This is a genomic window from Streptomyces sp. NPDC052682 (assembly GCF_040678435.1).
Classification (GTDB): domain Bacteria; phylum Actinomycetota; class Actinomycetes; order Streptomycetales; family Streptomycetaceae; genus Streptomyces.
Map to the genome: position 1 here is coordinate 182,931 of NZ_JBFATS010000009.1, position 12,559 is coordinate 195,489.

Below are 12,559 nucleotides of genomic sequence, written 5' to 3' on the forward strand. Positions count from 1 at the left end.
TCCCTCCCCCCAGGCAGGCCCCTGTGGCCTGCGGTTCGCACGCCGGTCGTACGACGGTCCCGGCGCATCAGTAGGCGCCCTGCCCGTGGAGCACCGCACGCAGCGTCTTCCACAAGATCACTGTGTCCAGGGCGAGCGACCAGTCCTCCACGTACCGCAGGTCGAGGCGGACCGCCTCCTCCCACGGGAGGTCACTGCGTCCGCTGATCTGCCACAAACCGGTGAGTCCGGGCTTGACCAGCAGCCGTCGCCGGATCTCCGGGCCGTACGCGGCGCACTCCTCCGGCAGCGGAGGCCGCGGGCCGACGAGCGACATGGACCCGGTGAGCACGTTGAAAAGCTGCGGGAGCTCGTCGATCGAGTACCGGCGCAGCACCGCTCCCACCCGGGTCACCCGCGGATCCCGGCGGAGCTTGAACAGCAGCCCCGCACCCTCGTTGCGGTCGGCCAGCTGGGCGCGGGCCCCGTGCGCCCCGGCGACCATGGTGCGGAACTTGTAGATGGTGAACTCACGGCCGTCCTTGCCGACCCTGCGCTGGCGGTAGAACACCCCGCCCCTGCTGTCCACCACCACGAGCAGCCCGACGAGCACCATCAGCGGCGCGAACAGCACCAGCAGGAGCGCCGCGCCCACCCGGTCGACGACCCCCTTGACCGCCCGGCGGCCCCCGGTGAAGGCCGGCATGCTGACCCGCAGCAGCGGTATCCCCAGCACCGCGTCGACGTGCAGTCGCGGACCGGCCACCTCCATCAGGACAGGGGCCACGACCATCTCGGCGTCGCTGCCTTCGAGGTTCCAGGCCAGCCGCTGGAGCCGGTCCGGTGACCAGTGCGGGTCCGGTGTGACCGCGACGACCCGGTAGCCGTCGTGGCGCACGTGCTTGGCGACGTCCGCCAGCTGGCCGACGACCGGCACTCCGTCGAGTTGCTGCTCACCGTCGAGTCCGAGGCCGTCCGTCGTGCACACCCCGTCCACCCGCCAGCCGAGGTGCGGGAACTTGCGGGTGCGGGTGATCAGGTCGCGCACGGTGTCCACGCTCCCGGCGGCGAGCACCGGTCTCAGGCACCGTCCTTCCTTGCGCTGTCTGTGCAGCCACAGGCGCAGCAGATAGCGCGCGGGCATGGTGACCAGGGCGATCGCGGGGATCGCGACGAAGATCCAGAGCTTGATGTTGCGCGAGGTCAGGGCGATCCCACCGAGCGCCAGGACGACGGTCGCCATGAACAGGGAACGTCCGAGCCGGCGGAACTCCTCGGCGCCCTGGCCGAGCACGGCCGGAGCCCACGCCCGGCTCACCGCGAGCGCGCCCAGCACCAGCAGCTCGGTGCCGAAGGCGAGAATGCCCCACTTCTCGTGCCAGTTGGCCGCGTCCCGGGCCCCGAAGAAGTTGCCGATCGCCGCCACCACGAAGGCGGTGGCCACGGTATCGGTGGTGATCACGGTATGGCGGTACCGCTGCTCCCAGTCGAGCGTGGGCCGGCTGACCGCTCGGTTCGCCAGTGGTCCGCCCGCAGGCGGAAACGAGCTGGCAAGTCCCCCTCGCCGCACAGAACCCCCCAAGGTCCCCAGTGGTCAGGCGTGTTCGCCCCACCCTGTTTCGCCCCCGGAGGCCCCCGCCTCCGGCACTGTTGCCCGGGAGGCCCCCGCCTCCCGTGCCGCGCTCTTCCTCCCCGCGGGAGGTCCCCGCCCCCTCGGACAGGGCATCCCGGCTGTTCCAGAGCTATGTGAAGAACCCACCGCACCCTGGCGGGCAGCTGATGTGCCTGTCCCGCCCCTCGCGCCGGGGACGCGACTGCCGGCTTTCCGAAGCCTCGGAGCCATAGATCATCATTTGTCGCCTCGTGTCCCCGCATGTGAAGCATGGTCAATCTAGACCATCGACGCCCGCCTGAAGAGAGGGATGTGTGCAATTTGTGGTCGAAATTTGAAGCAGGGGTCACGGGTCGCTGACCGCCCGCGGGTGCCTCGGCGACGAGGAGGGGCCTTGTGACCTGTGCGGACGCGAGTGGTGCGAGCGGTGGGCAGCGGCCACGCCGGGGTGTCCCGGGCCCGAAAGGTGAGTGCTGTTCCGCGGTGGCCGGTGCCGGACGGCCGAAGCGATGCGATCCAGCCGATCTTCGAGGGGACCGCCGGACGGGAACACGCAGGCCCTGCGCGGTTCGTCCGGCGGTCCCCCCCGTGATCGGCTGCCGATGCGGCGGCCGGATCACACGCTCCGGGCGGGGTGATCAGGCCGCTGGGGCGTGGTCCGGGCGTGCGCCGCCGCGCACCGGCCCGGGTGCTACCTGAGGTAGGCGGCGAGCGGGAGGTTCTGCCGGCGTACGTCGCCGGCGACGAGCCCCGCGATCCGCTGGGCGCCGTAGGTCTCGAAGTGGGTGCGGTCGTTGCAGAAGAAGGCGCCCACGGGGCCCGAGCCGAAGTCGCCGTTGTGCGGGCAGAAACGCAGGCTGTTGTAGAGCGAGACGCTCAGCGACTGCAGATCGACGACGGGCGCTTTGGTGGCGGATCCGACGGCGAAGGTCTCCGTGACGAAACCGCGGTTCTTGGTCGCCGTGCTGCCGGAACAGGTGATCGCGGCCACCGGGGTCAGCAGCACCGGGTGCGCGCCCCGGGCCAGCGCGGCCTGGACCATCATGGTCAGCAGCTGCTGGTAGCGGGCCGGGCCGACGTGCCGGGGGCAGGTGGAGGAGGAGTCGTTGATGCCGAACTGGATGAAGAGGTAGTCGCCCGCCTTCATCCCGGTGCTCGTGTTCAGCATCGCCTGCCAGCGGGACGAGTACGTGGTGGACGTCAGGCGGCACTCACCGTCCGGGCCCTTGGTGCCGCTCACGTTCCCCTCGTACAGCCAGGTCTGGATGCTGCGGCCTCCCACCGCTTGGTTCCTGACGGTCACGTCGCTGTTGAACAGGGCGTCGAACTGACTGCCCCAGCCGACCGGGCAGGGGGCGGAGCCCGGGTTGGCCATGGTGGAGTCACCGGCCAGCCACACGGTGACCGGCGCGGCAGCCGCCCGGGAGGCCGGGGCCTGCGCGCGCGGGGCCGGGGTCCGGGCTCGTGCGGCCTGGGCCTGCGCGCGGGAGGCGCCGGTGCACTGCGGCACGGCGGCACCGCTCGCCGGAACACCGCCGGCCCCCAGAGCAGCACCGGTCGCCGAAGCACTGCCGGTCACGGAAGTCCTGCCGGCCGCCCAGGAACTGCCGGCCACCGCAGCACCACCGCCCGCGGAAGCCGCGCTGACGCCGAGGCTCGACAGGGCGATCACCAGGGCGGTCGTGAGGAGTGTGCGTCGTTTCTGCATGGGTCCCTCCCAGGGACGGGCGCCATCGCGCCGCGGTCAGCGCAGGTACGCGGCCAGGGGCAGGTTCTGTTCCCGGATGCTCTGCAGCACCAGCCCGCCCATCTGGGCCGCGCCGTACTGCGAGAAGTGGGTGTTGTCCGTGACGCCGTCCACGGAGGAGCGCAGGAAGAGCTGTGCGGAGGCGGACGGGCCGAGGGACTCGACCAGGGCCTTGCTTCGGGCGGTCAGGTCGATCACCGGCACTCGCTGGGCCGTTCCCACCGCGCGCACCTCGGCGGGCAGGTTCACGCCGACGCCGTTGACGTGCAGGGCCGTGGACGTGAGCCGGCTGCCGTCGAACAGGCGCCGGACCGGCGGTGTCACCAGGACGGGGACGCCGCCCTTGGCGCGCACCTGCGTGATCATGGAGGTGAGGTTGTTCCGGAACGCCGAGGCGCTGGTCTGCTTGTCGTTGTGGCCGAACTGGATGAAGACCGGGTCGTTGGCCTTCACCTTCGACAGCAGCGCCGGAAAGAGCGCCGAGTTGCTCAGGAAGCTCCCCGAACTCTCCCCCGAGTCGGCGTAGTTGGCGATGGACGCGCCAGGACGGACCGCGCTGGTGATCATCTGCCCCCAGCCGGTGTACGGGGCGGCGGGCTGGTCGCACACGGTGGAGTCGCCGGCCAGGTAGGCGACCAGCGGCTGGGACGCGGGTTTCACCGAGACCGCCGAGACCTGCGGGCTCGATCCCGTGAACCGGATGTCCAGGCCCGGGTTTCCGGTGCCGCCCTGCCCGGTCGGCTGCCCCTCCGGCTGCCGTACGTTGACCGTGAACGAGTATGTGGTGACGGCACCGGCCGCCGTCCGCGTGGCCGGAAGCATGAGCCGCCTGGCCTCCACCCACATCTCGGTCTGTCCGGTCGCGGCACCGCCGACGGAGACCGTCACGTCGTAGTTCCCCGGCGCGAGTGCGTAGTGACAGGTGATCGGCGAGGTGCCGGAACAGCCGGCGGGCAGGGCCTGCGGCGCCGCCGAACGGGCATGGGCCGGGCCCGTGGCGGCGAGCGCCGCGAGGGTCAGCAGGGCGGCTGTCGCAAGCCGGGCACCATGCTCACCCCGGCGCCTGTTTGCCATGCGCATTACAACCATGAGGGAGTCCATCCTTGACCACGAAGAGGTGCGGGTGAGGGCGGCGGCCCGTCGCTCAGGCCTGGGTGAAGCCGTTCATGATGGAGGTGGGCCGCCGGGTGGCGGAGTCCCAGGCACCCATGGCGTAGCCGGTGAACGGGGACATGCACTCCGGTTCCCAGTAGAAGATGCCCTGGCCTCCGTTGGCCTTGAGGGCCCTGATGTAGGCGACCAGCGCGGCCTGGGTGGAGGAGGCCCGGTCCACCCGGCCGCCGAACTCGCTCTGCAGGAAGGGTTTGCCGTAGGCGTCGGAGATCCGCTTCATGTTCGCCACGATCCCCGGGGCGACGTCGGCGCTGCCGTAGGAGGAGAACACCGACATGTCCCACTTGCCGCCGCTGGCCGCGTAGCGGCTGAAGAACGTCGTCATCACGTCGTACTTCTGCGGCTGGGCCAGGTGGATGCAGACCGTGGAGTTCGGCGACACCGCCTTGACCTGGGTGTAGGCCGCGTTCAGCAGCCCGGTCATCTGGGCCGGGCTCGAGACGCTGCCGACGGGGCGGCAGATCCCGCTGTTGATCTCGTTGCCGATCTGGACCCAGGTGGGGAGCACGTCGTTGTTCTTCATGACGGTCATCGTCTGGTTGACGTAGGTGCTCATCGCGCCGAGCATCTGGCTGTAGCTCATGTTCTTCCAGGCGGCGGGCGGGTTCTGGACCCCGACCGAGTTCCACGTGTCGCCGAACATGTAGTCGAGCATGATCGACATTCCTGCGGCCTTGACCCGCTTGGCGAAGGCGGCGACCTCGTTGATGGAGCAGTGCCCGTCGGTCGGGCTGCTGGAGGGGTTGACGAAGGTGCGCAGCCGGACGGCGGTGATGCCGTAGCCCTTGAGGATGGTCAGCAGGTCCTGCGTCTGCCCGCCGGCGTTCTTCCAGGAGTAGCCGCGCGCCTCCATCTGCGGCACCCAGCTGATATCGACGCCCTTGACGAAGCCCGCGGCGGCGTGGGCCGGTGTCTCCAGTTCGGCGAGCGCGGCGGCGGTGGCGAGCGCCCCGGCGGTGGCGGTGGTGGCCTTCAGCAGGGTCCGGCGGCTGATCCGCCCGGAACCGGATGCGTGGGTCGCGGACATGGTCGCTCCTCTCCGCCCGCCGGCCACGCGCGAGAACCCGCGGGCGGCGGACAGGGGTTGTGGGGGGTGGAGCCTCGGGGCAGGCCGGTGCGCGGCAGGGGCCCTACCTGCTCGTCGGTGTGTACGGGCATGTGCTGCGGTACGTGGCGATGCCGGTGGGGTCGGCCGGCGAGGGGCACAGGAACCTGGTGTACCGGGTGTCGTTGTCCACCCAGGTCTTCAGCCAGGGGATCAGGAGGCGCATCTCCAGGGTGTCGGGCTTGGTGGGGAAGAGGTGGTTCGCCCCGCTGAGCTGGAGGTAGACGCTCTCCGTCGTGGCCGGCAGGGTGGGGTACAGGCCGTCGAGGTAGGACGGGGTGACCGTGGTGTCCCTGGTACCGCCCATGATCATGGTCGGGACCCGGACCCTGGCCAGGTTCCCGGAGGGCTTGAACGGGGTGAGGCCGACGGCCGCCTTCAGCGACGGCCGCCGCTCGGCCGCGACCAGGGCTCCGCCACCGCCCATGGAGTGGCCGACCACCGACAGGCGGTGGGGGTCGACCCGGTCCCGTACCGGGCTCTTCTGCGTCAGGTAGTCCAGCGCGGCCAGCAGTTGGGCACCGCGGGCCGTGTCGTAGTCGGTGCGGCTGTTGGTCTCGACGCCGATGACGACGAAGCCGAACGAGGCGAGCCAGTGCCCCATCCACGCCTCCTCGTCGGCGAACCGCGCGGTGTAGCCGGGCACGATCGCGACCGCGCCCCACCTGCCGAGACCGGTGTCGGTCGGGTAGTAGATCGTTCCGCCGTGGAAGCCGTTGCCCGGCGCCACACTCAGCTGCGCGGTGGCGAACGTGCCCCGGGTCGCCGCGACACTGGCCGTCGTCGGGTCCGGGCCCCGCTGGTACGGGTTGCCGGCCGCCGGAGCCCGGGCCGCCGACGCCGGGACCGCCGCCCCGGCGGCCACGACCATCCCGAGGACGACCGCGACCACGGCGACGATCCACCGCCCCGGCCTGCCCGGCAGCCCCCGCCCCGACCGGGCGGTGCTGCCGATCCCCGGTGCCCGGGGCCGCACAGGTGCAACTGGCATGGGTGAACCTCCTTCGGCACGACTACCGACCCGACAGTGCCTGATGCGGGGGTGCGGCCAAGGGGAGCGCCGTCCCGGCCCTGGTCGAGCCGCATCCCCACGCTTGCGGACCGGACGCGGTCGAGCGTGCGCCGGCCCGTTCTGTGAACGCTCCCGGATCGGGGCGAGGTGACGCGTGAACAGCCGCGAGCCGACCCGACCCGGCTCGCGCTTCGGTGCTCAGCCGGCTGGGATCGTTCCCGAGGCGGCCATGAGGCGCATCACGCAGTTTCAACGGGTCAACTGCTGACTGTCAATCAGTCGGCACGGCCTGAACTCACGAATCCGAACAAGGGCGAACAGCCAGGTGCGACAGAATCCTTGACGAGGCATCAGCTCCTTCTTACGCTCCACCGGGTGGGAGCGTTCCCACACCGATCCGAGTGAACCGTCATCCGCACTCCGCCCCCACGGCGACACGCGGTCACTCGCACCCCCCACGCATCGGAGGTCGTCATGACCGACGCACACGGGCGCCCCCGCACGGCGCCGCGCTTCAGGAGATCGACGAGCCGGCCGAGGAGCCGGCTGCTCGGCGGCATGACGGCCGCCGCCACGCTGGCCGTCGCCGCGCTCACCGGACTGCCGCAGACGGCGCAGGCCGCGACCGCGCGGCAGGTGGAGCGTCTCGACCGGGGCCTGACCAGCGTCCACACCAGCAGCGGCAACCTGGTGTCATGGCGGTGGCTGGCCACCGACCCCAACGACGTGGCGTTCAACGTCTACCGCGGCACCACCAAGCTCAACTCCTCCCCCCTCACCACCTCGACCAGCTACTTCGACGCCGGGGCCGCCGACTCGGCCGAGTACACGGTGCGGGCGGTGGTGAACGGCACGGAGCAGCCCGCCTCCGAGCGCGCGCTGCAGTTCCGCTCCGGGTACCTGGACGTGCCGATCAGCCCGCCGGCCGGGGGCACCACCCCGGACGGGGTGGCCTACACCTACGAGGCCAACGACGCCTCCGTGGGCGACCTGGACGGCGACGGCAGGCTCGACCTGGTCCTGAAGTGGCAGCCCACCAACGCCAAGGACAACTCCCAGTCCGGGTACACCGGCAACACGATCGTCGACGGCATCAAGCTGGACGGCACCCGGCTCTGGCGCATCGACCTGGGCCGCAACATCCGCTCCGGGGCGCACTACACGCAGTTCCAGGTGTACGACTACGACGGCGACGGCAAGGCCGAGGTCGCCATGAAGACCGCCGACGGCACCAGGGACGGCACCGGCGCGGTGATCGGCAGCGCGTCGGCCGACCACCGCAACTCCAGCGGCTACGTCCTGTCCGGTCCCGAGTACCTGACCATGTTCAACGGGCAGACCGGCAAGGCCATGCAGACCGTGGACTACGTCCCGGCCCGCGGCACCGTGTCGTCGTGGGGCGACTCCTACGGCAACCGCGTGGACCGCTTCCTCGCGGGCACCGCGTACCTGGACGGCGCCCGCCCGTCACTGATCATGGCGCGCGGCTACTACACCCGTACGGTGATCGCGGCCTGGGACTGGCGAGACGGCCGGTTCACCCGCCGCTGGACCTTCGACTCCAACGCCAACAGCGGCTACGCCGGTCAGGGCAACCACAGCCTGTCGGTGGCCGACGTCGACGCCGACGGCAGGGACGAGATCGTGTACGGCGCGATGACCGTCGACGACAACGGCACCGGGCTGTGGAACACCAGACTGGGCCACGGTGACGCAGCCCACCTCGGCGACCTCAACCCGTCCCGCCCGGGCCTGGAGTACTTCAAGGTCTCGGAGGACTCCAGCAAGCCGGGGTCCTGGATGGCGGACGCGCGCACCGGCCAGGTCCTGTGGCAGACGGCGTCGGGCTCCGACAACGGCCGGGGTGTCGCCGCCGACATCTACGCCGGCAGCCCGGGCGCCGAGGCATGGTCGGCCTCCGACACCACGCTGCGCTCGGCCACCGGCGCCTCCCTCGGCCGGGAGCCGTCCAGCGTCAACTTCCTGTCCTGGTGGGACGGTGACACGGTCCGCGAACTCCTCGACGGCACCCGGATCGACAAGTACGGCACGTCCGGCGACACCCGGCTGCTGACCGGCTCCGGGGTCTCCTCCAACAACGGCACGAAGTCCACACCCGCGCTGTCGGGTGACATCCTGGGCGACTGGCGGGAGGAGGTCATCTGGCGGACCAGCGACAACCGGGCGCTGCGGATCTACTCCACACCCCACCAGACCAGTACCCGCATCACGACCCTGCTCCACGACACCCAGTACCGCACGGCGCTGGCGTGGCAGAACACCGCCTACAACCAGCCGCCGCACCCGAGCTTCTTCCTCGGCAACGGGATGACGACGCCGCCCCGCCCGGGCGTCTACACCCCCTGAGGCCCGGCGACCGCCCTGCCCGCGCGCCGGCCGCCGAGCCCCGAGAGGGCCGGGGGTCAGCGGCGCAGGGCGGTCTCCTGCCCCATGCGGGACAGTTTCTCGGGGTTGCGCACCGCGTAGAGCCCGGTGATGAGGCCGTCGTCGACGCGCACCGACACCACGGTGTCGAGGGCGCCGTCCAGCCGGAAGACCAGCGCCGGATGGCCGTTGACGTGCGCCGGCCGCAGCGACACCGCGCCCGCGGCCCTGCCGAGCCCGCCGACCAGCAGACGGGCGACCTTGTCGGCGCCGGTGACGGGCCGCAGGACGGCCTGTCTGACGCCGCCGCCGTCACCGAGAAGGACGACCTCCGGCGCGAGGACGTCGAGCAGGCCCTGCACATCGCCCGTTTCGACGGCCCGCCGGAACGCCTCCAGCGCGGCCCGGGTCTCGCTCGGTGACACCGTCCCGCGCGGTCGGCGCGCCGCGACATGGACGCGGGCCCGGTGCGCGATCTGGCGCACCCCGGCCGGGCTCTTGCCGACGGCTTCGGCGATCTCGTCGTACGCGAGGTCGAACACCTCGCGCAGCACGAACACCGCCCGCTCGGTCGGGGCGAGTGTCTCCAGCACCAGCAGCATCGCCATCGAGACGCTGTCGGCCAGCTCGACGTCCTCGGCCACGTCGGGGGAGGTCAGCAGCGGCTCGGGCAGCCAGGGCCCGACATAGGACTCCTTGCGGCGGCCGAGCGCGCGCAGCCGGCTCAGGGCCTGGCGGGTGGTGATCCGCACCAGGTACGCCCGCCGGTCCCGCACCGTGCCGAGGTCGACGCCCGCCCAGCGCAGCCAGGTCTCCTGCAGGACGTCCTCCGCGTCGGCGGCGGAGCCGAGCAGTTCGTAGGCGATGGTGAACAGCAGATTGCGGTGGGCGACGAACGCCTCGGTGGCCGGGTCCGCGGGTGCGCCGCCGTCCGGCCGTCCGGTCCTGTCCACTGCCCCGTGCTCGCTTCGCACCGGCTGCTCCCGCCTGTCGGCTGTCGACGATGTCACGCGCACAGGACGCCGTTCGCGGCGCCTTTGTGACACCCGTGAGCGGTGTCGTACGTCACAGGGCGGACCTGTCACACGGAGCACGCCACCGGCATCTTGTGGGCGTCAGTGCGCCAACGAGTGAGGACGAGGTCATGGACGCCCGCTTCCACCTGTTCGACAACGAGTTCGCCGCCCGGTTCGCCAAGCGGTTCGCCGGTGCCGGCCTGCTGATCCATCAGTCGTCGCTGCCGAGGTCCACCCAGGAGCTGGTGTCGCTGCGGGCCAGCCAGATCAACGGCTGCGGTCACTGCATCGACATGCACACCAAGGAGGCGGCGGCCGCCGGTGAGAGCGCGGTCCGGCTCCATCTGGTCGCGGCCTGGCGCGAGTCCACCGTGTTCACGGAGGCCGAGCGGGCCGCGCTGGCGCTCACCGAGGAGGGCACCCGCCTCGCCGACGCCCACCCGGGCGTCTGCGACGAGACCTGGTCCGAGGTGCGCAAGCACTACGACGACGACCAGGTCGCCGCGCTGGTCTGCCTGGTGGCCCTGATCAACGCGGCCAACCGGCTGGCCGTGATCACGCATCAGCGGGGCGGTGCGTACGAGCCCGGAATGTTCGCCGCCGCGTTCGACTGATCGGCGCACGCGCGGGTCCGGCCCGGTCGGGTGATCCGGGCCGGACCCGCGTCTCAGCGCATCTCCACCCGCGCCGGGCTGTCGTCGTCGAGGAAGCCGCCCGACTGGTGCTGCCACAGCTTGGCGTAGGCGCCGTCCGCGGCGAGGAGTTCCTCGTGGGTGCCCTGCTCGATGACGCGTCCGCGGTCGAGGACGACGAGCCGGTCCATGGAGGCGACCGTGCTCAGCCGGTGCGCCACCACGATCGCCGTCCGGCCTTCCATGAGCCGCCACAGCGCGTCCTGGACGAGGATCTCGCTCTCGGAGTCCAGGGCACTGGTCGCCTCGTCGAGCAGCAGGATCGGCGCGTCCCGCAGGATGGCCCGGGCGAGGGCGACCCGCTGGCGCTGTCCGCCGGACAGTTTGACGCCGCGTTCACCGACCAGGGTGTCGAAGCCGTCCGGCAGGGCGTCGGCGAACTCGGTGACGTGCGCCGCCTCGGCCGCGCTGCGGATCTCGGCCTCGGTGGCGTCCGGGCGGGCGAAGGCGATGTTCTCCCGCAGGGTGCGGTGGAACATGGCCGGTTCCTGCGGCACGTAGGCGATCAGTGCGCGCAGGTCCGCCTGGCGCATCCGGCTGATGTCCTGGCCCGCGACGAGGATCCGGCCGGAGTCGACGTCCGTCATCCGCAGCAGCAGCCGGGAGAGCGTGGTCTTGCCGCCGCCGGACCGGCCGACGAGACCGACCTTGGTCCCGCTGGGCACGGCCAGGTCGAGTCCCTCGAACAGCGGTTCGCCGCCCGCGTGGGCGAAGGTGACCCGCTCGAAGCGGATGTCGGGGGGCCGGGCGGGCGGAGGCTCCGGCACGGGCGGGTCGAGCACGGTGGGCGGTGTCAGCAGCAGCTCGGTGAACTGCGCGGCCTCCGTCATCGAGCTTTCCACGCGGCGGTAGATCTGGTTGAACTCGTACATGATCCGGGTCGCGTTGGTGAAGTACGTGAAGGCCACCACGACCGCCTCCACGCCGTGCCCGCCGGCGGCGAGGGTGACCGCGAGGAGCAGGCCGAGCGCGTTGGTCAGCACGGACAGCGGCGCGATCAGCGTGTCGATGCGCAGGTTGCCGTAGTCCCACGACCGCAGGGTCAGCCGCCGCGAGTGGGCGACGCGGGAGCGGTGTTCGGCGGCCTCGCGGTCCTCGGCGGCGAACGCCCGGACCGTGTCCATGTTCATCAGGCTGTCCGCGACATGGCCCGAGACCCGGGCGATGGCCTCCTCGCGCTGGTCGACGAGCGCCTGGCGGCGCCGGATGAGGGGCGCCACGCACAGCGCCGTCAGCGTGATCATCACCAGGAGTACGACCACGAGCAGCGGCTCGTAGCGCCACAGCACCACCGCGCCGAACAGCAGCGGTACGAGGTTGCCGGTGATCTGGAAGGCCAGGGTGTCGACGAAGTTCTCGAAGCGGGAGGCGAAGCTCAGCACCCGCTTGGTCAGCGACCCGGCGAAGTTGTCGTGGAAGAAGGCGGCGTCCTTGGCGAACAGTTCGTCCATGCCGATGACGTAGAGGTGCTCGATACCGAGGGCGTCGAGCCGGTTCAGGCAGTGGATGCCGATGCGCCACAGCGTCTCCGCGAGCAGCAGGACACCGACGAGGCCGAGGACGTAGGGCAGCGCCGCGTCGAGTCCGCCGCGCGGGTCGTCGGCGATCCGGCCGGCGAGCTTGGCGACGACCAGGGGCGCGAGGTAGTAGATGCCGATGTTGCCCAGCGCGGGGAGGAGCAGCGCGGGCACGGTGAAACGCCGGAGCCGGGCCAGCTCGCGGCCGTAGTAGCGGAGTGCGAGGAGCACGGAGCCCTTGCCTCGCACGCGTTTGCGAAATTCAGGCGATTCCATCCCAACCCTGTTTTTCTGGTCCGAGAGGAATCGCAGTGTCCCGTG

9 protein-coding genes are annotated in these 12,559 nt (G+C 71.3%); 2 read left to right on the forward strand and 7 right to left on the reverse strand.

Translation table 11 applies throughout. The annotated features are described in order from the left end of the window. Positions 1-67: 67 nt before the first annotated feature. The 5 genes from AB0K80_RS16540 to AB0K80_RS16560 all read right to left on the reverse strand — a co-directional run bounded on the left by AB0K80_RS16540 (position 68) and on the right by AB0K80_RS16560 (position 6,607). Complete coding sequence (locus AB0K80_RS16540) at positions 68-1,549, reverse strand: sugar transferase (protein ID WP_365670297.1); 1,482 nt, start codon at positions 1,547-1,549, stop codon at positions 68-70. A gap of 733 nt (positions 1,550-2,282) precedes the next feature. After that, the gene (locus tag AB0K80_RS16545) at positions 2,283-3,299 is read right to left on the reverse strand and encodes a GDSL-type esterase/lipase family protein (protein ID WP_365670022.1); all 1,017 of its coding nucleotides are present in this window, start codon (positions 3,297-3,299) and stop codon (positions 2,283-2,285) included. 36 nt (positions 3,300-3,335) lie between these two features. Next, positions 3,336-4,412, reverse strand: coding sequence for a rhamnogalacturonan acetylesterase (locus AB0K80_RS16550; protein WP_365670024.1), 1,077 nt, complete (start codon positions 4,410-4,412; stop codon positions 3,336-3,338). 70 nt (positions 4,413-4,482) lie between these two features. After that, positions 4,483-5,538, reverse strand: a complete 1,056-nt coding sequence (locus AB0K80_RS16555) for a glycosyl hydrolase 53 family protein (protein WP_365670026.1) — start codon at positions 5,536-5,538, stop codon at positions 4,483-4,485. A 103-nt stretch (positions 5,539-5,641) separates the two neighbouring features. Further along, complete coding sequence (locus AB0K80_RS16560; RefSeq protein ID WP_365670028.1) at positions 5,642-6,607, reverse strand: dienelactone hydrolase family protein; 966 nt, start codon at positions 6,605-6,607, stop codon at positions 5,642-5,644. Positions 6,608-7,186: 579 nt separating this feature from the next. Here AB0K80_RS16560 and AB0K80_RS16565 point away from each other — a divergent pair. Next, complete coding sequence (locus AB0K80_RS16565) at positions 7,187-8,995, forward strand: rhamnogalacturonan lyase (protein ID WP_365670300.1); 1,809 nt, start codon at positions 7,187-7,189, stop codon at positions 8,993-8,995. A gap of 56 nt (positions 8,996-9,051) precedes the next feature. Here the strand turns inward: AB0K80_RS16565 and AB0K80_RS16570 are convergent, their stop codons facing one another. Further along, complete coding sequence (locus AB0K80_RS16570) at positions 9,052-9,966, reverse strand: RNA polymerase sigma-70 factor (protein WP_365670030.1); 915 nt, start codon at positions 9,964-9,966, stop codon at positions 9,052-9,054. Between the two features lie 191 nt (positions 9,967-10,157). On the opposite strand from AB0K80_RS16570, the gene AB0K80_RS16575 reads away from it, so the two are divergent. Further along, the gene (locus tag AB0K80_RS16575; RefSeq protein ID WP_365670032.1) at positions 10,158-10,643 is read left to right on the forward strand and encodes a carboxymuconolactone decarboxylase family protein; all 486 of its coding nucleotides are present in this window, start codon (positions 10,158-10,160) and stop codon (positions 10,641-10,643) included. Positions 10,644-10,696: 53 nt separating this feature from the next. Here the strand turns inward: AB0K80_RS16575 and AB0K80_RS16580 are convergent, their stop codons facing one another. Continuing rightward, positions 10,697-12,469: an ABC transporter ATP-binding protein gene (locus AB0K80_RS16580; protein WP_365670034.1), complete on the reverse strand. Its 1,773-nt coding sequence runs from the start codon at positions 12,467-12,469 to the stop codon at positions 10,697-10,699. Positions 12,470-12,559: the final 90 nt, after the last annotated feature.

Excerpts from the sequence above, each read along its gene's own strand:
- AB0K80_RS16565 (WP_365670300.1), top strand. The coding sequence starts at position 7,187 with ATGACGGCCGCCGCCACGCTGGCCGTCGCCGCGCTCACCGGACTGCCG.
- AB0K80_RS16575 (WP_365670032.1), top strand. The coding sequence starts at position 10,158 with ATGGACGCCCGCTTCCACCTGTTCGACAACGAGTTCGCCGCCCGGTTC.
- AB0K80_RS16555 (WP_365670026.1), bottom strand. The coding sequence starts at position 5,538 with ATGTCCGCGACCCACGCATCCGGTTCCGGGCGGATCAGCCGCCGGACC.
- AB0K80_RS16560 (WP_365670028.1), bottom strand. The coding sequence starts at position 6,607 with ATGCCAGTTGCACCTGTGCGGCCCCGGGCACCGGGGATCGGCAGCACC.
- AB0K80_RS16550 (WP_365670024.1), bottom strand. The coding sequence starts at position 4,412 with ATGGCAAACAGGCGCCGGGGTGAGCATGGTGCCCGGCTTGCGACAGCC.
- AB0K80_RS16545 (WP_365670022.1), bottom strand. The coding sequence starts at position 3,299 with ATGCAGAAACGACGCACACTCCTCACGACCGCCCTGGTGATCGCCCTG.